The sequence below is a fragment of the Microbacterium sp. genome, from assembly GCF_036566905.1.
Taxonomy (GTDB): domain Bacteria; phylum Actinomycetota; class Actinomycetes; order Actinomycetales; family Microbacteriaceae; genus Microbacterium.
This window is the reverse complement of record NZ_DATCVK010000129.1, coordinates 1-17,850: the sequence shown is the minus strand read 5'-3', so window position 1 is coordinate 17,850 and position 17,850 is coordinate 1. Positions and strand designations below refer to the sequence as shown.

16 protein-coding genes are annotated in these 17,850 nt (G+C 70.1%); 13 read left to right on the top strand and 3 right to left on the bottom strand.

Going from position 1 to position 17,850, the window contains the following annotated elements; all coding sequences use genetic code 11:
- Positions 1 to 40: 40 nt before the first annotated feature.
- The 8 genes from VIP82_RS09940 to VIP82_RS09905 all read left to right on the top strand — a co-directional run bounded on the left by VIP82_RS09940 (position 41) and on the right by VIP82_RS09905 (position 8,779).
- The gene (locus VIP82_RS09940) at positions 41 to 802 is read left to right on the top strand and encodes a YebC/PmpR family DNA-binding transcriptional regulator (RefSeq protein WP_331908100.1); all 762 of its coding nucleotides are present in this window, start codon (positions 41 to 43) and stop codon (positions 800 to 802) included.
- A 69-nt stretch (positions 803 to 871) separates the two neighbouring features.
- Positions 872 to 1,447: a crossover junction endodeoxyribonuclease RuvC gene (gene ruvC / locus VIP82_RS09935; protein ID WP_331908098.1), complete on the top strand. Its 576-nt coding sequence runs from the start codon at positions 872 to 874 to the stop codon at positions 1,445 to 1,447.
- A gap of 80 nt (positions 1,448 to 1,527) precedes the next feature.
- Positions 1,528 to 2,154, top strand: a complete 627-nt coding sequence (gene ruvA / locus VIP82_RS09930) for a Holliday junction branch migration protein RuvA (RefSeq protein ID WP_331908096.1) — start codon at positions 1,528 to 1,530, stop codon at positions 2,152 to 2,154.
- A complete protein-coding gene (ruvB, locus tag VIP82_RS09925; protein ID WP_331908094.1) occupies positions 2,147 to 3,172 on the top strand; it encodes a Holliday junction branch migration DNA helicase RuvB in 1,026 nt (341 codons plus the stop codon). The genes ruvA and ruvB overlap by 8 nt, the downstream gene beginning before the upstream one ends.
- 84 nt (positions 3,173 to 3,256) lie before the next feature.
- Positions 3,257 to 3,715, top strand: coding sequence for a preprotein translocase subunit YajC (locus tag VIP82_RS09920; RefSeq protein ID WP_308867256.1), 459 nt, complete (start codon positions 3,257 to 3,259; stop codon positions 3,713 to 3,715).
- Between the two features lie 43 nt (positions 3,716 to 3,758).
- The gene (secD, locus tag VIP82_RS09915; protein ID WP_331908092.1) at positions 3,759 to 5,483 is read left to right on the top strand and encodes a protein translocase subunit SecD; all 1,725 of its coding nucleotides are present in this window, start codon (positions 3,759 to 3,761) and stop codon (positions 5,481 to 5,483) included.
- Positions 5,483 to 6,475 (top strand): protein translocase subunit SecF, encoded by a 993-nt coding sequence (gene secF, locus VIP82_RS09910; RefSeq protein WP_331908090.1) that lies wholly within the window; start codon positions 5,483 to 5,485, stop codon positions 6,473 to 6,475. Before secD ends, secF begins: the two co-directional genes overlap by 1 nt.
- Before the next feature lie 54 nt (positions 6,476 to 6,529).
- Complete coding sequence (locus VIP82_RS09905) at positions 6,530 to 8,779, top strand: RelA/SpoT family protein (RefSeq protein ID WP_331908087.1); 2,250 nt, start codon at positions 6,530 to 6,532, stop codon at positions 8,777 to 8,779.
- Here the strand turns inward: VIP82_RS09905 and VIP82_RS09900 are convergent.
- From VIP82_RS09900 to VIP82_RS09890, 3 genes are all read right to left on the bottom strand, one after another.
- Positions 8,749 to 9,315, bottom strand: coding sequence for a type IV toxin-antitoxin system AbiEi family antitoxin (locus VIP82_RS09900; protein WP_331908085.1), 567 nt, complete (start codon positions 9,313 to 9,315; stop codon positions 8,749 to 8,751). The two genes, VIP82_RS09905 and VIP82_RS09900, sit on opposite strands and share 31 nt — an antisense overlap.
- A 92-nt stretch (positions 9,316 to 9,407) precedes the next feature.
- Positions 9,408 to 11,186 carry a DUF349 domain-containing protein gene (locus tag VIP82_RS09895; protein ID WP_331908083.1) on the bottom strand — a complete coding sequence of 593 codons (1,779 nt, stop codon included), beginning with the start codon at positions 11,184 to 11,186 and terminating at the stop codon, positions 9,408 to 9,410.
- Positions 11,187 to 11,295: 109 nt separating this feature from the next.
- Complete coding sequence (locus tag VIP82_RS09890) at positions 11,296 to 11,604, bottom strand: dioxygenase (RefSeq protein WP_331908081.1); 309 nt, start codon at positions 11,602 to 11,604, stop codon at positions 11,296 to 11,298.
- A 250-nt stretch (positions 11,605 to 11,854) separates the two neighbouring features.
- Here VIP82_RS09890 and VIP82_RS09885 point away from each other — a divergent pair, with 250 nt between their 5' ends.
- The 5 genes from VIP82_RS09885 (at position 11,855) to ruvX (ending at position 17,765) form a co-directional block, all read left to right on the top strand.
- Complete coding sequence (locus VIP82_RS09885; RefSeq protein ID WP_414684651.1) at positions 11,855 to 13,177, top strand: replication-associated recombination protein A; 1,323 nt, start codon at positions 11,855 to 11,857, stop codon at positions 13,175 to 13,177.
- Between the two features lie 253 nt (positions 13,178 to 13,430).
- Positions 13,431 to 14,060, top strand: a complete 630-nt coding sequence (gene rpsD, locus VIP82_RS09880; protein ID WP_018170803.1) for a 30S ribosomal protein S4 — start codon at positions 13,431 to 13,433, stop codon at positions 14,058 to 14,060.
- A 168-nt stretch (positions 14,061 to 14,228) separates the two neighbouring features.
- Positions 14,229 to 14,525 carry an ATPase gene (locus tag VIP82_RS09875; RefSeq protein ID WP_331908077.1) on the top strand — a complete coding sequence of 99 codons (297 nt, stop codon included), beginning with the start codon at positions 14,229 to 14,231 and terminating at the stop codon, positions 14,523 to 14,525.
- A 101-nt stretch (positions 14,526 to 14,626) separates the two neighbouring features.
- Positions 14,627 to 17,284, top strand: coding sequence for an alanine--tRNA ligase (gene alaS / locus VIP82_RS09870; RefSeq protein WP_331908075.1), 2,658 nt, complete (start codon positions 14,627 to 14,629; stop codon positions 17,282 to 17,284).
- A gap of 13 nt (positions 17,285 to 17,297) precedes the next feature.
- Positions 17,298 to 17,765, top strand: coding sequence for a Holliday junction resolvase RuvX (gene ruvX / locus VIP82_RS09865; RefSeq protein ID WP_331908073.1), 468 nt, complete (start codon positions 17,298 to 17,300; stop codon positions 17,763 to 17,765).
- Positions 17,766 to 17,850 lie beyond the last annotated feature (85 nt).

The following is a 17,850-nucleotide window of genomic DNA, read 5'->3' as shown; positions in this document are numbered from 1 at the left end:
GTCGACGCGACCCGCCGACGAGCGTGAATACAGGAGGACCATGTCCGGGCATTCCAAGTGGGCAACGACCAAGCACAAGAAGGCGGTCATCGACTCTCGCCGTGCGAAGTCGTGGGCCAAGCTCATCAAGAACATCGAGGTGGCGGCGAAGCTCGGCGGCCCCGATCTTCAGGGCAACCCGACGCTGTTCGACGCGGTGCTCAAGGCCAAGAAGACCTCCGTGCCGAAGGACAACATCGACCGCGCGATCAAACGAGGCGCGGGCATCGGCGGCGAGTCGGTCGAGTACTCGTCGATCATGTACGAGGGCTACGGACCCAACGGCGTCGCCCTGATGATCGAGTGTCTGACCGACAACAAGAACCGCGCCGCGGCGGAGGTGCGCACCGCACTCACCCGCAACGGCGGCACACTGGCCGATCCCGGCAGCGTGGCGTACAACTTCACCCGCAAGGGCGTCATCGTCGTCGGCGGCGAGACCACTACCGAGGACGACGTCATGCTGGCCGTCCTCGAGGCCGGTGCCGAAGAGGTCGAGCCGCACGCGCAGGGCTTCGAGGTCATCACCGAGGCGTCCGACCTCGTGACCGTCCGCTCGGCGCTGCAGGATGCCGGCATCGACTACGAGTCGGCCGATGTCGAGTTCGTCCCGAACCTCAAGGTCGAGGTCGACGCCGACACCGCGCGCAAGGTCTTCCGCCTCATCGACGCCCTCGAAGACAGCGACGACGTGCAGAACGTCTACAGCAACTTCGACCTCACCGCTGAAGTGCAGGCAGAGCTCGAGAGCGACGAGGACTGAGCACGTGGACCATGCCGCGGCCAGGCGCGCCTGGCCGCGGCATCCGTCATCCTCGCCTAGCGTGGGGGAGTGGCATCCGGAACCTCTCGCGGTCGTCTGCGCGTGCTCGGGATCGACCCGGGACTGACGCGCTGCGGCGTGGGTGTCGTGGATGTCGCACCCGACCGCTCCGCGACGCTCGTGCACGTGGGGGTGGTCCGGTCCGATCCGGGCGCCCCGATCGAGGAGCGGCTGGCGCTGATCGCCGCCGGGCTGCGTGCCGTGCTCGACGCGCATTCTCCCGACGTGGTCGCGGTGGAGCGCGTGTTCGCCCAGCACAACCGCGCCACGGTGATGGGCACCGCGCAGGCGAGCGGCATCGCCCTCCTCGTCGCGGGGGAGCGCGGCATCGCAGCCGCCACACACACGCCGTCAGAGGTGAAGGCCGCGATCACCGGCTACGGCAACGCCGACAAGCGACAGGTGCAGACCATGGTCGCCCGCGTGCTGCGGCTGGACGAGCTTCCCAAGCCCGCCGATGCGGCGGACGCGCTCGCCCTTGCGCTCTGCCACGCGTGGCGCGGGGCTCCCGCTGCGCCGACGTCCGGCCCCCTCACCCCGGCGCAGCGCGCCTGGGCCGACGCGGAGCGCGTCGCACGCCGCTGACGCTGGCCAGGAGCGCCGAACGGCAACGACGGCTGCGTGTCGCTCGAACAAACGTCCGAATCGCACCGTAGGCTCGATCCATGATCTCCTCAGTCCGCGGCACCGCCGTGCACGTCGATGCGGATGCGGTCGTCGTCGAGGTCGGGGGAGTCGGCCTCCACGTGGCGGTGACGCCGCAGGTCGCCCGCGGCACCCACCTCGGCGATGACATCACACTCCACACGTCGCTCATCGTCCGCGAGGACGCCCTGTCGCTGTTCGGCTTCCAGTCGCGCGAAGAGCTGACCGTGTTCGGTCTCCTCCTCGGCGTCACCGGCGTGGGTCCGAAGTCGGCGCTCGGCGTGCTCGCCACTCTGACGGTGCCGCAGATCGCCGACGCCGTCTCGGCCGACGACGATGCGCCGTTCCGCCGCGTCTCGGGGATCGGCCCGAAGACCGCCAAGCTCATCGTGGTGCAGCTGGCCGGCAAGATCGCGGTGACGCGGCCCGCAGCCACGGGCGGGACGGATGCCGTCCCCTCGGCCACGATCCCGTCACAAGTCGTGGAGGCCCTGATCGGGCTCGGCTGGTCGGAGCGTGTCGCGATCGAGGCCGTCGACACTGTCGCCGCCGAGGCAACCGACGCGGATCGGGCATCGGTGCCCGCGCTCCTGCGACGCACGCTCTCGACGCTCGGGCCCGCACGGAAGGAGCCGGTGAGTGGTTGACGTGCGCGAAGCCGACGAGCCCGTCGACGAGACCGAGCTCGCCATCGAGGGCGCGTTGCGCCCCTCGTCGCTCGCGGAGTTCGTCGGACAGCAGAAGGTGCGCGGCCAGATGCAGCTGCTGCTGGACGCGGCCCGCATCCAGCAGCGGCCCGCCGACCACATCCTGCTGTCGGGGCCTCCGGGGCTCGGCAAGACGACCCTCGCGATGATCGTCGCCTACGAGAGCGGGCGCCCGCTGCGCCTCTCGAGCGGTCCCGCGATCCAGCACGCGGGCGACCTCGCCGCGCTGCTGTCGAGCCTCACGCCGGGCGAGGTGCTCTTCATCGACGAGGTGCACCGCATGGCGCGCTCGGCCGAGGAGATGCTCTACCTCGCGATGGAGGACTTCCGCATCGACATCATGGTCGGCAAGGGGGCGGGGGCCACGAGCATCCCCCTCGACCTCGCGCCGTTCACCCTCGTGGGCGCGACCACGAGGTCGGGGCTGCTGCCGAACCCGCTGCGCGACCGTTTCGGATTCACCGCCCACCTCGAGTACTACGAGCCCGAAGAGCTCGAGCGTGTCATCGAGCGCTCGGCGGCGATGCTCGGCGTCACGCTGCCGCCGGCGGCTCGTGCCGAGATCGCACGGCGCTCGCGGGGCACACCCCGCATCGCGAACCGCCTGCTGCGTCGCGTCCGCGACTACCTGGTGGTGCACGGCCGGACCGGTGCCGACATCGCCGCCGTCGACGCCGCGCTCGACCTCTACGACGTCGACAGGATCGGCCTCGACCGGCTGGATCGCGCCGTGCTCGACGCTCTCGTGCGCCGATTCCGCGGCGGCCCGGTGGGGCTCGGAACGCTGTCCGTCGCGGTGGGGGAGGAACCCGACACGATCGAGTCCGTCGTCGAGCCCTACCTCGTGCGGATCGGCTTCATGGGACGCACGCCCCGAGGACGCATCGCCATGCCGGAGGCGTACGCCCACCTGGGGGTGCCGGCGGCCGACTCGGTGCTGGGATTCGATGACCTATAATCGCTGGAGGCTTCCGCCCACCCCCGCCTGCAAGGCAACGCCGCCCGCGGCCACTGCCTCATCCGAAAGGTGCTTCCAGCTCCCATGGACTTCGCTACGTTCCTGAGCAATTACGGCCTCATCATCCTGCTGGTCGTGCTCCTCGTCTTCATGTTCTGGAGCTCCCGCCGCCGCATGCAGAAGCAGAAGGCCGAGCAGGAGGAGAAGGCCCGTCAGACGGTGCCCGGCTCCGAGGTGCTGCTGCAGGGCGGCCTCTACGGCACGATCGTCTCGTACGACGCCGACAACCTCGACCAGCCCGCGATCGTCGAGCTCGCGCCCGGCGTGCAGATCAAGGTCCACAGCCAGGCCATCCTGCGCGTCGTGACGCCCGAGGTCGGTGTCGTCACCGAGGACGAGTACCTCGCCGCCGAGGAGAGCCACGCCGAGTACGCCGAGGGTGTCGCGAACGGCGACATCACCTCGATCAGCGACGACCAGACCGCTGCCGGCAAGGACAAGATCGACCCCGACGCCGAGCCCGGCACCAAGTCGCAGGGCTGAAGCACGTCCGTTCGCCCGTTCGGGCTCTCAAGAAAGCAAAGACGTGGCGACATCCACTCCCGTCCGGCATGCATGGCGCGCGCTGACCGGACTCCTCGCGATCACCGCGATCCTGTTCGGCATCAACGCCCTCGGCGTGTACGTGTTCGGCCAGAGCTCCTGGACCCCGGCCCTCGCCCTCGACCTTCAGGGCGGCACCCAGATCGTCCTCGAGGCGCAGACCGAGGACGGTGCGGACCCGACGCCTGAGCAGATGCAGCAGGCTGTGACGATCATCCGTCAGCGCGTCGACGCCTCCGGTGTCGGCGAGGCCGAGGTCACGACCCAGGCGGGCAACCAGATCGTCGTCCAGATCCCCGGTCAGGCCGACGAGGAGACGCGCAACCGCATCGAGGCGTCCGCGCAGCTCCAGCTGCGCGCGGTGCTGTACGCCGGCGAGCCGGCGAACACCTTCGTCGGCGACGACGGCAACGCGACGCCGTACCCGACGCCCGACCCCTCGCTCCAGGCGACGCCGACGACTTCGCCGACCAACGGCAGCGACACCGCGTGGATCACGCCCGCGCTGCAGGCCCAGTTCGCCGCCTACGACTGCGCGGACCCGGCCAACGACCCCGCGAACGCCCCGGCCGACCAGCCGCTGATCACGTGCGACGCCGACGGCACCGTCAAGTACATCCTCGGCCCGGTCGAGCTCGACGGCTCGTCGATCGACGACGCGACGTTCGGTCTGCAGCAGAACAACAACCAGTGGGCGGTCAACCTCTCGTTCGACGCCGACGGAACGACGACGTTCGGCGAGATCAGCCAGCGCCTGTACGGTGCGCAGGCACCGCTCAACCAGTTCGCGTTCGTGCTCGACGGCTACGTCCTGTCGGCGCCGTCCATGAACGGTGTCATCCTCGACGGCAAGCCGAGCATCACCGGCAGCTTCACGCAGGAGAGCGCGAAGGTGCTCGCCGACCAGCTGAAGTACGGCGCGCTGCCGCTCAGCTTCACGGTCGAGAGCTCGAACTCGATCTCGGCCACCCTCGGATCGCAGCAGCTGCAGATCGGCCTCATCGCGGGTCTTATCGGCCTCCTGCTCGTCGCGATCTACTCGCTCATCGTGTACCGCGCGCTGGGCTTCATCATCATCGCGTCGCTGGCGGTGATGGCGGTGCTGACCTACGTCACGCTGTGCATCCTCGCCTGGCGCATGGGTTTCCGCCTCTCGCTCGCCGGTGTCGCCGGTCTGATCGTGACGATCGGCTTCACGGCGGACTCGTTCATCGTGTACTTCGAGCGGATCCGAGACGAACTGCGCGACGGCAAGTCGATCACCGCAGCGGTGGAGGACGGCTGGGGCCGCGCGAAGCGGACGATCTACATCTCGAAGTCGATCAACATCCTGGCCGCCGTCGTGCTGTACGTCCTCGCGGACTCGACCGTGAAGGGCTTCGCCTTCACCCTCGGCCTCACCACTGCGATCGACGTCCTGATCTTCATCCTGTTCACCCACCCCGTTCTGCAGCTGCTGGCACGCACACGGTTCTTCGGGTCGGGGCATCCGCTGTCCGGACTCGACCCGACGGCTCTGGGCGCGGTCTACCGCGGCCGCGCGCAGTTCCGCGAACCGGTGGTCGCCACCGGCGCGGCCGGCCGCCGCAACGCGAAGTCGCGCGCCGAAGCCGTCCGCCGCCAGACGATCGCCGAGCGGAAGCAGGCCGAACTGGCCGCCGCCGACAATGCGAAACCCGGCACGACCGCCAAGGAGGGAGACGACTGATGCGCTCCATGAGCCAGCTCGGCAACGACCTCTACACGGGCAAGACGTCCTTCCCCTTCGTCGGCCGCCGCCGCCTGTGGTTCCTCATCGCCGCCCTCCTCGTGATCGGCTCGGCGCTGGTGCCGCTGTTCCGTCCGATCCAGTTCTCGATCGAGTTCACCGGCGGGTCCCAGTTCACCGTCAGCGGTGTGGCGTCGCCCGTGGATCAGTCGCTCGCGACCGACGCCGTCCTGTCCGTGGTGCCCGACGCGACGACGAAGGTCGTCACCATCGGCGAGGACGCCGTGCGCGTCCAGACCGATCAGGTGACGGATGCCGAGAGCCGCGAGATCTCCGCGGCCCTCGCCGAGGCGTACGACGTGCCCGAGAGCGAAGTCAGCTACGCGTTCATCGGTCCCAGCTGGGGCGCCGACGTCACGCGAACGTCGCTCTGGGGCCTCGCGATCTTCCTCGCCCTGACGTTCATCATCCTGGCGCTGTACTTCCGCACCTGGAAGATGTCGGTCTCGGCCATCATCGGCCTGGTGGACGTGCTCGTCATCACGATCGGCGTCTACGCCCTGTTCGGCTTCGAGATCTCGCCGGCGGCCGTCATCGGCTTCCTGACGATCCTCTCGTACGCCCTGTACGACACGACGGTCGTGTTCGACAAGATCAGGGAGAACACCAGCGAGGATGGCGAGGTCTCCGGGCGCACGTTCGGCGAGTCCGTCAACCTCGCGGTGAACCAGACCCTCGTGCGGTCGATCAACACCACGATCGTCGCGATCCTGCCGACCGGCGCGATCCTGTTCATCGGTCTCATCTGGGCCGGCGCGCAGACGCTCACCGACCTCTCGCTGTCGATCTTCGTGGGAACGATCGTGGCCGCGTACTCGACGATCTTCGTCGCGGCGCCGCTGTACTCGCTGCTGCGTGAGAACGAGCCGGCCATCAAGACGCGCGACTCGCGCGTCGTGGCGGCGCGCGAGCTGGCCGGGACTCCGGCCTGAGGCCTCGCCGCTCGGGCGTAGGATTGTGAGGTCCGGCGGAGGGGAGGGGATCGAATGACAGAGACCGTCCCCCCCGCCCAGTCCTCGTCGCTGCGGCGCCTGGTTCCGCGCATCTTCTCCCGCTCGGCGCGCCGCGACGACGTCGAGCAGCTGCTGCGGACGGTGCGGACACACCATCCCAAGGGCGATCTGTCGATCGTCGAGCGCGCGTACTCGGTCGCCGAGAAGGCGCACAGCGGGCAGGCGCGCCAGAGCGGTGAGCCCTACATCACCCACCCGCTCGCCGTGGCGCAGATCCTCGCGGACCTCGGACTCGGTCCGCGGGCCATCGCCGCCGCGCTCCTGCACGACACCGTCGAGGACACCGACTACTCGCTCGAGACGCTCACGAGCGAGTTCGGCGACGAGGTCGCCATGCTCGTCGACGGCGTGACCAAGCTCGACAAGGTCAAGTACGGCGAGAGCGCCCAGGCCGAGACTGTCCGCAAGATGATCGTCGCGATGTCGCGCGACATCCGCGTGCTGCTCATCAAGCTGGCCGACCGCCTGCACAACGCGCGCACCTGGGGGTTCGTCCCGCCCGAGAAGGCGCGCAAGAAGGCCACCGAGACCCTCGAGATCTACGCGCCTCTCGCGCACCGACTCGGCATCCAGGCGATCAAGTCCGAGCTCGAGGATCTCTCGTTCGCGGTGCTGCACCCCAAGCTGTATGCCGAGATCGACAGCCTGGTGAAGCAACGCACCCCGCAGCGCGAGCAGTACGTGCAGAACGTCATCGGCGCCGTCGACAGCGACCTTCGGGAGCTGCGGATCCGCGGTCGCGTGATGGGCCGGCCGAAGCAGCTGTACTCCGTATACCAGAAGATGGTGGTGCGCGGCCGCGAGTTCGACGACATCTACGACCTCATCGGCATCCGCGTGCTGGTGGGCAGCGTTCGCGACTGCTACGCCGTGCTCGGCGCGATCCACGCACGCTGGACGCCGCTTCCGGGTCGCTTCAAGGACTACATCGCGACACCGAAGTTCAACCTGTACCAGTCGCTGCACACCACGGTCATCGGCCCCGGCGGCCGCACCGTCGAGATCCAGATCCGCACGCACGAGATGCACCAGCAGGCGGAGTACGGCGTCGCCGCGCACTGGAAGTACAAAGAGCAGCTGAACGGCGGCAAGTCGGACCCCAAGTCCCTCGACACCGACATGGCCTGGCTCGCGCACATCTCGGACTGGCAGGCCGAGACCGCCGACCCGGGCGAGTTCCTGGACTCGCTGCGCTTCGAGATCGGCGCCAAGGAGGTCTACGTCTTCACGCCGAAGGGCCGCGTGATCGGCCTTCCGGCGGGCGCGACCCCCGTCGACTTCGCCTACGCGGTGCACACCGAGGTGGGTCACCGCACGATGGGCGCGAAGGTCAACGGACGCCTCGTGCCGCTCGAATCCGAGCTCAAGAGCGGCGACGTCGTCGAGGTGTTCACCTCGAAGAACCCCGATGCCGGGCCGAGCCAGGACTGGCTGGGCTTCGTCCGGAGCACCCGGGCGCGCAACAAGATCCGCGGCTGGTTCACGAAGGAGCGCCGCGAGGAGGCGATCGAGCAGGGCAAGGAGTCGATCGCGCGCGCGATGCGCCGCCAGAACCTGCCCCTGCAGCGGCTGATGAGCCAGGACTCGTTCACCGAGGTCGCCCATCTGCTGCGCTATGAGGACGTCTCGGCGCTGTACGCGGCGGTCGGCGAAGGTCACGTCTCGACACAGTCCGTGATCGAGAAGGTCACCGCGCTCGTCGCCGCCAACGACACGACGACCGGTCCGATCGACCTCCCGGTCGTCGGACGGACGCGCGCACCGCGCGGCGGCGACTCGGGAGTCCTCGTGCGCGGCGCCCCCGACATCCTGGTCAAGCTCGCGAAGTGCTGCACGCCGGTGCCGGGTGACGAGGTCATCGGCTTCGTGACCCGCGGCAGCGGCGTCTCGGTGCACCGGACGGACTGCACCAACGTCAAGTCCCTGATGGACGACCCGGAGCGCATGATCGAGGTCGAGTGGGCTCCCACGACGAAGAGCGTGTTCCTCGTGCAGATCCAGGTCGAGGCGCTCGACCGGTCGGGCCTGTTGAGCGACGTCACGCGCGTGCTCAGCGAGCACCACGTAAACATCCTGTCGGCGACGGTCTCGACGTCGAACGACCGCCTGGCGCTCAGCCGCTTCGTGTTCGAGATGGGCGACATCGTCCACCTCGACCGGGTCCTCAACGCCGTGCGGCGCATCGACGCCGTCTACGACGTGTACCGCGTCACCTCCTCCTGACCCGCGGCGGCCATCTCCCGCAGGCAGGCGAGGGCCGCGTGCTTGTGGGGGAGCGTGCCCGCCTCGAGCCGCGCGATCGCGCGAGTCGCGGCATCCGGATCCCAGCCCGCCAGCAGGCGCGCGGCCCGAGAGTGCGGCGCGTCGCCCACCCGGGCCAGGTCGGCGAGCGTGCGTTCGGCGGTCGTCACGTGCACGCCTCCGATCAGGTGCAGGTCCTCCGGGGCGACGGCGAGGTCGCGGTAGACGAGCTGCCGATCGGGCACGACGTGCAGCCGGCGCGCCACGGCGCGCTGCACGGTATGGCGGGACGGCGGCGCGGGCAGTGCGCCGTGGATCCACGCCGCAGTCAGATGCGTGGCCGCGAGGGTATCGCCGAGCGTGCGCACCAGCGACCCGGCGCGGAGCGCCGCCGTCTCGACCGCATCGGCCGGCATGTAGGCATCGCCGAGTGACACCAGATGCCCGTCGAGGCACGCCGCGGTCAGCTCGGCGTTCGACAGCCGGTCATCCGCGAAGTAGAGGAAGGGCGATCCCACGTCCGAAGTCTGCCGCACCGTCGCAGGATGATGGATGCCGCCACCGGCCGCCTGTGGAGAACCCGGGCGCCGACGACGTCACGAACGGCGGCTCAGCCCCCGAGGGCCTTGAGCCACGTGCGCCGCGCCTCGAGCGCGTCGGTCGCGTTCGCGATCGCCCGCTTGTCACCCGACTTCTTGGCCGCCTCGAGCTCGTCCTCCAGCTTGCTGATCGCATCCGTCAGCTGGCGGGTCATGTCGTTCGCGCGGGCCTTCTGCTCCGGGTCGTTGCGCTTCCAGTCGGCCTCTTCGCGTGAGCGCAGACCGTTCTCGATGCGACGCAGCTCGTCGTCGAGCGAGCGCTCGGTGTCGCGCGGGAAGATCCGGCCGACCTCGTCCCAGCGCCGCTGCACGGCCGTCAGGGTCGCACGCGCCTTCGCGATGTCGCGTTCATCGGCGACGGCCTTGGCCTCCTCGAGAAGCGCCCGCTTCTGCTCGATCTTCTCGCGGGAGGCCTCGAGGTCGGCGGTCTCGCGCTCGATCCGCGCGCCGTACAGTGCATCGCCGGCAGCCTTGAACCGCGCCCAGAGGGCGTCGTCCACCTTCTTGCCGGCACGACCGGCGGTCTTCCACTCGTCGAGCAGCTCACGGTAGGCGGGGATGCCGTCCTCGCCCTTCGGGGCGAGGGCTTCGGCCCTCTCGACCAGGCGGGTCTTGCGGTCGCGAACGCCCTTGTGCGCCTCGTCCAGCTCCGCGTAGAACGCGCGGCGGTGCTTGTCCACCGTGGCTCGGGCGTCACGGAATCGCTTCCACAGCTGCTGGGCGGTCGACTTGGGCAGTCGCGGTCCGTTCTGCTGCTGCGCCTGCCACTGGTCGAAGAGCGCGTTGAGCTCGGTGGTCGCCTGCTTCCACTGCACGGTGCGCGGGTCGCGGGCGGCCAGGGCCTCGGCCTTCTCGACGAGTTCGGTGCGCGCCTTGACGGCGTCGTCGACGGCCTCGCGCGCGGCGACGGCCTCGGTCTCGGACTCGGCCGCGAGGGTCTTCGTGAGCGCGGCGACGCGGGCGACGAGGCTCGCGAGATCGCCCACGGCCGCGGCGTCCTGGAGCTTGCCGTTGATGGTGCGGGCCGTCGAGCGCAGGTCGGAAGCGGATGCCCCGCCACGGCGGTGACGCACCTCGAGGAGCGTCACCTCGCTCGCCAGGTCGTTGTACTTGCGCTGGAAGTAGGCGAGCGCCTCTTCGGCAGAGCCGTCGGGGTACTGGCCCACGACCCGCCACCCATCGGCCTCGCGGACCGAGACGGTGCCGTCGTCGTCCACACGGCCCCAGGGCTCGCCCGCAGAAGGGGCAGCGGAGGACGGGGCGGTCTCGACGACGACCTCGACGACCTCCACCTCGGTGACGCCGGACTCGTCCACGACCTCGACGACGTCCACCTCGACGACCTCGATGTCGACGACCTCAGGCTCGCCCTCGGCGGCGGCGTCGGCTGCGGGCGTCTCGTTGGCGTCCGATTCCTGGGCGGCGGCGGGCTCCGCGGCGGCGGGTTCCTCGACGCCGGCGGGCTCCTCGGCCGCGGCGGGTTCCTCGCCGGCGGGCTCCTCGGCCGCGGCGGGTTCCTCGACCTCAGCCGGTTCCACCGCGTCAGCGAGCTCCTCGGCTGCGACGGGTTCCTCGGCTGCGACGGGTTCCTCGGCGGCGGCGGGCTCGGCGTCGGGGGCCGCCCCATCTACGTCCGTCGGCGCCGCCTCGACGACCTCGTCGGCGGGGGCTGCGGCATCCGCGTTCTCCACCGTCTCGGCGTCGTTCGCGGTGGGCGGGTTCTCGTTGTCGGCGCCTTCGCGGAACTCGGTGGCGTCGGTCTCGGGCTGGGAGTCTGCTGCGGCAGTCACGGGATGCACCTCATCGCGGCTCGCGCCGTCTGTAGGGAGTAGGACGGCTCACAGCCTAGTACGGCGAACGCCTCGCCTCCGATGCCGTTGCGGCTCGAGAGGAGCGATGTCAGGGGGTCGGCGCCGGCGTCGCGCTCGGCTCCGGCGTCGTGGTCGGCGAGGACGTCGGCTCCGGCGTCGTCGCCGTGGGAGTCGGCGTCGACGAGGGCGAAGGCGCCGGGGCGCCCGGACCCGCCACGAAGTAGGCCGTCTGGGCACCGATCAGGCCGAGGACGATCACACCGCCGACGATGCCGGCGATCAGGTTGTCGCGAGTGCGGCGGCGGGCCTGCCCGTCGTGGAACTGGCGTCGGGCCTCGTACAGTCGCGCGCGTTCGCGCGCAGCCCGCGCATCGCGGTTCTTGCCACCGGTCGCCACGTGACCTCCTCGTTCACCTTTGTCTCGGGTGCTTCGCCCTGCCCGCTCGCCCTCCGTGCCGCCGAGGGAGTCTCCACGGCGGGGGTCGTGCGGCGCGTGCGCCCGGGACGGCCCCCGGGCGGCTTGATCCTACGGGCCCGCACGACGGCGGCCAAACCGCTGCCGATCCGGTGTCGCCGGCGCGGGATAGCCTGGTGACGTGACGAGTCCCACCGCGCTCTTCCAGGGGCTGACGCCCCTGGCCGTGCGCATGCGCCCGACCTCGCTCGACGAGGTCGCGGGGCAGTCGCACCTGCTGCGGCCGGGCTCGCCCCTCGTGACGCTCGCGAATCCCGAGGCCGCGGCCCGCGCCGCGACGTCGGTGATCCTCTGGGGCCCTCCGGGGACCGGCAAGACCACGCTCGCGCAGGCCATCGCACGCTCGTCTGGCCGGCGCTTCGTCGAGCTGTCCGCGGTCACCGCCGGCGTGCGCGACGTGCGCGAGGTCATGCAGGAGGCGCTCACCCAGCGCGATCTCTACGGGCAGTCCACCATCCTGTTCCTCGACGAGATCCACCGCTTCACCAAGGCGCAGCAGGATGCTCTGCTCCCGGGCGTCGAGAACGGCTGGGTCGTCCTCATCGCCGCGACCACCGAGAATCCGTCGTTCTCGATCATCTCGCCGCTGCTGTCGCGCTCGCTGCTGCTCACGCTCAAGCCGTTGACCGACGACGACCTGCGCATGCTCGTCGACAGGGCGGTCGCCGACCCCCGGGGCCTCTCGGGTGCCGTCGCGCTCGGCGACGAAGCCCGCGACGCGCTCGTGCGCCTGGCCTCGGGCGACGCCCGCCGGGCGCTGACGGCGCTCGAGGCCGCGGCGTCGCTCGCCGTCCCCACCCCAGACGAGGACGACGACGAGACGGATGACGACGGGGAGGATGCGACGGCGGATGTCCCCGTGATCACCCCGGAGCACGTCGCACAGGCGGTCGACCGCGCGCTGCTGCGCTACGACCGGCAGGGCGATGAGCACTACGACGTGATCAGCGCCTTCATCAAATCCATCCGCGGATCTGATGTGGATGCCGCGATGCACTATCTGGCGCGGATGATCGAGGCGGGGGAGGACCCGCGCTTCATCGCGCGGCGCCTCATCATCTCGGCCGCGGAAGACATCGGCCTGGCCGACCCCCAGGCTCTGCCGATCGCGGTGGCGGCCGCCGATGCCGTGCAGTTCATCGGAATGCCCGAGGGCCGCATCCCGCTTGCCGAGGCGACCGCCTATCTGGCGACGACCGCCAAGTCCAACGCCGCGTACCTGGCCATCAATGCGGCGATCGCCGACGTGCGCTCCGGCGGCTTCGGACGCGTGCCGGTCCACCTGCGCGACGCGCACTACCCGGGTGCGAAGCGCCTCGGTCACGGCAAGGGGTACGTGTACCCGCACGACGCCGAGATCGGCATCGCCGCGCAGCAGTACCTGCCCGACGAGCTGCGCGGACGCCGCTACTACGAGCCGAAGGCGCTCGGTGCCGAACGCGATGTGCAGGCGCGCCTCGAGAAGATCCGCCGCATCCTTGACGGCGAGCGATGAGCGCGTTCCACGTCGCGGCGGATCGTCCGGCAGCGGCCCCGTGCGCGGCTGCCGGCGTCGCCGTGGAGCACTCATAAGGGCCAGGCGCCGGATCTGGTAAGGTTGAGGGGCTCGAAACGCAGTTTTCGGGCATCCCCTCTCTTCCTGACCTACCTTCCGGCATGCCCCGGCGTGCAGTCCGGACAGGGCGAAGACAGGGCGATACGTCCGCGGGCCGTGAAAGACACGGCCGCGTCATCGAAAGGAACACTTCGTGGCAACGAAGTCCCAGGACCGCCGCAAGGTCCGTCTCTCCCGCGCCCTCGGCGTCGCGCTGACCCCCAAGGCAGCCAAGTACCTCGAGAAGCGCCCCTACGCGCCGGGTGAGCACGGCCGCACCAAGCGCAAGCAGGACAGCGACTACGCCGTCCGCCTCCGCGAGAAGCAGCGTCTGCGCGAGCAGTACGGCATCCGCGAGAAGCAGCTGCGCATCCAGTTCAACGAGGCCCGTCGCACCCAGGGCCTGACGGGTGAGAACCTCGTCGAGCAGCTCGAGATGCGTCTGGACGCCCTCGTGCTCCGTGCCGGCTTCGCCCGCACCACCGCGCAGGCGCGTCAGCTCGTCGTGCACCGCCACATCCTCGTGGACGGCCAGCTCGTCGACCGCCCGTCGTTCCGCGTGAAGCCGGGTCAGCTCATCCACGTCAAGGCCAAGAGCGAGGGCATCGAGCCCTTCCAGGTCGCAGCGCTCGGCGGTCACGCCGAGGTCCTGCCGCCCGTTCCCGGCTACCTCGAGGTCGAGCTCGACAAGCTGCAGGCACGCCTCGTGCGTCGCCCGAAGCGCGCCGAGGTCCCCGTGGTCTGCGACGTCCAGCTCGTCGTCGAGTACTACGCGGCACGCTGACGGTTCACGAACCCAGCGACAGCAGTCGTACGAACGGAGGGCGCCGGGATCTTCCCGGCGCCCTTCGTCGTACCCGCCGTGCGACGCCTTCGTTTGGGCGCGCCATGAGCGTTTCGGCATACGATGGTGGGATGCCGCGCCCCGGCGGCCCCGCGAGGAAGTGGTGACATGAAGAACCTCCTGTGGTTCCTGTTCGGCATCGCCGGCGGGTTCGTGCTCGCACACCTGATGGACAAGGACCCGCGCGGCCACGAGATCCTCGCCGACGTCGACGCCCGCATCACGGAGTTCACCGATCGCATGGGTGACGCGTACCGGGAGCAGGAAGCCCGGTTCTCCGGCCTGGTCGGCGACGTGCGGGATGCCGCCGCCGATGCCGCGAACTCCGCCCGGGCCGCAGCGTCCGGTGTCGTCGAGAACGTGTCGGACGCCGTCGAAGACGCCGCCGACAAGCTCGCCGACTGACCCCGCGTCCCTCCCCACCCGTCCCGGGCACCGTCGCATCGTCGTCGGACCGCCCTCACACGCACGCCCACGCACGCACGCACGCACACGCAAGGACCCGAATGAAGACCGCCGAGATCGCACAGCGCTTCCTCGATTACTTCGAGAAGAACGGCCACACCATCGTCCCCTCGGCATCGCTGGTGACCGATGACCCGGCCCTGCTGTTCACGGTGGCCGGCATGGTGCCGTTTATCCCGTACCTCTCGGGCGACGTCCCCGCGCCGTACGCGCGTGCCGCGGACAACCAGAAGTGCATCCGCACCAACGACATCGAGGAAGTCGGCAAGACCCCGCGTCACGGGACCTTCTTCCAGATGCTCGGCAACTGGTCGTTCGGCGACTACTTCAAGGAAGGCGCGATCCGCTACGCCTGGGATCTGCTGACGAGCCCCGAGGCCGACGGCGGGCTCGGCTTCGACCAGAAGGACCTGTGGGTCACCGTCTACGAAGAAGACGACGAGGCGCACGACCTCTGGCTGAAGCTCACCGACCTGCCCGAGGAGCGCATCCAGCGCCTGGGCAAGGACACGAACTACTGGAGCACCGGCCTTCCGGGCCCCGCTGGTCCCTGCTCGGAGATCTTCTTCGACCGAGGCCCTGAGTACGGCATCGACGGCGGCCCCGCCACCGACGACGACCGCTACGTCGAGATCTGGAACCTCGTGTTCATGCAGTACGAGATCACCAACGTGCGCTCGAAGTACGACTTCGACATCGTCGGGGAGCTGCCGAACAAGAACATCGACACCGGCATGGGCCTGGAGCGCATCGCGTTCATCAAGCAGGGCGTCGACAACATGTATGAGACCGACCAGGTGCGTCCGGTGCTCGACAAGGCGGTCGAGCTCTCAGGCCGCACGTACGGCGCGAACCACGAGGACGACGTCCGGTTCCGCGTGGTCGCCGATCACGTCCGCTCGTCGCTCATGCTGATGTCGGACGGCGTCACGCCCGCCAACGACGGCCGCGGCTACATCCTGCGCCGACTCATGCGCCGCGTCATCCGCTCCATGCGCCTCCTGGGCGTCGACGGACCGACGTTCAGCGTGCTGTTCGAGGCGTCCCGCGACGCCATGAAGAACGCCTACCCGGTCGTCGAGGCCGACTGGGCGCGGATCTCGCAGTACGCGCTGGCCGAAGAGGCGACCTTCCTCCGCACGCTCGCGGCGGGGGAGTCCCTGCTCGACGAGTCGCTCGCCGAGACGAAGGCGACCGGCGGCACGACGCTCACCGGGTCGGAGGCGTTCCTGCTGCACGACACCTACGGCTTCCCGATCGATCTGACGCTCGAGATCGCCGAAGAGGCCGGGCTCAGCGTCGACCGTGCCGCGTTCGACGGCCTCATGCAGGAGCAGCGCGCTCGCGCCAAGGCCGACGCCCGGGCGCGCAAGCGCCAGCTCGCCGACACCAGCGTGTATCGCGACCTGCGCGCGCAGGGTGAGACCGTGTTCACCGGCTACACCGACCTCGAGGCGGAGTCGCAGGTGCTCGGCATCCTCGTCGACGGCGTCTCGGTCGACCGCGCGAGCGTGGGCCAGATCGCCGAGGTGATCCTGGCCGAGACCGCACTGTACGCCGAGTCCGGCGGCCAGGTCGCCGACAAGGGCGTCATCGTCGGCCCGGGCTACGAGCTCGAGGTGCTCGACGTGCAGAAGCCGGTTCCGGGGCTCATCAGCCACACCGTCGAGGTCTCGACCGGCGAGGTCGGCGTGGGTCAGCCCGCGACCACGGTGGTGGATGCCGCGAACCGCCGCGCCGCCCGCCAGGCGCACTCGGCGACACATCTGGTGCACGCGGCGCTCCGCGACACGCTCGGCAAGACCGCGACGCAGGCCGGTTCGTTGAACCGCGCCGGCTACATGCGCTTCGACTTCTCGTGGGGTCAGGCACTGTCGGACGCGACCAAGACCGAGATCGAGGAGATCGCCAACAACGCGGTGCGCGACAATCTCGAGGTGACGACGCGGGTGCTGCCGCTCGACGAGGCGAAGTCGCTCGGCGCGATGGCGCTGTTCGGCGAGAAGTACGGTGACACGGTGCGCATGGTCGACATCGGCGGTCCCTGGTCGCGCGAGCTCTGCGCGGGCACCCACGTGTCGGCGAGTGCCGAGATCGGGCTCATCAGCCTGCTCGGCGAGTCGTCGGTCGGCGCGTCGAACCGACGGGTCGAGGCGCTCGTCGGCCTTGATGCGTTCCGCTCGCTGGCGGCCGAGCGTGCCATCGTGTCGCAGCTCACGTCGTCGCTGAAGGCGCCGCGTGAGCAGCTGCCCGCGCGCATCGCCGAGCTGCAGGCCAGCCTCAAGGCTGCGGAGAAGAAGATCGCCGCCTTCGAGTCCAAGGCGCTCGGCGACCGGCTGCCCGCCCTGGCGGCGGCCGCGACCCGTGTGGGCGACACGCTCGTCGTCGCCGAATCCCTCGGCACGGCAGCCTCTGCCGACGACGTCCGCTCGCTGGCGCTGCAGGTGCGCGAGCGCCTGGGCTCCGACGCCGCCGTCGTCGCCCTCGGCGCCGTGGTCAACGAGCGGCCCGTCGTGATCGTCGCCACGAACGAGGCGGCGCGCACCGCCGGCGCCAAGGCCGGCGTGCTCGCCAAGGGCGCTGCCGGCGTCCTCGGTGGCGGCGGCGGTGGACGCGACGATGTGGCGCAGGGCGGTGGAACGGATGCCGCGGCCCTTTCCGCGGCGCTGACCGCCGTGAAGGACGCACTCGGCGCGTGAACGGGCTGTGCCGATGAGCGGGTTCAGGCGGGGCAGACGGCTCGGCATCGACGTCGGCAAGGCGCGCGTGGGTGTCGCGACGAGCGATCCCGACGGCCTGCTCGCGACGCCGGTCGAGACGGTCCCGCGCGACGACCGCTCGGTGGCGCGGATCGTGGCGCTGGCCGACGAGTACTCGGTGGTCGAGCTGCTGGTGGGCCTGCCGATGAATCTGCGCGGCGAGGACACCGCTTCGACCCAGGACGCGCGCGAGTTCGCCGCCGCCCTGGCGGCGGCATCCGCTTTCCCGGTGCGGCTCGTCGACGAGCGTCTCTCGACCGTCTCGGCACACGCGGCACTGCGAAGTTCGGGCAGATCACAGCGATCTTCGCGTAGCATCGTTGACCAGGTCGCCGCGGTCGTCCTGCTCCAGCAAGCGCTCGACGTCGAGAAGAGCACCGGACGACCTCCCGGAACCCCCGTCCCCCAGGAGCCCACCTGATGCCCGACTCATCGCCCGACGGCGAAGCAGTTCCCCCGTCGCGCCGCGCTGCCCGTGAGGCGGCGAAGCGGGCCGCGACAGGTGC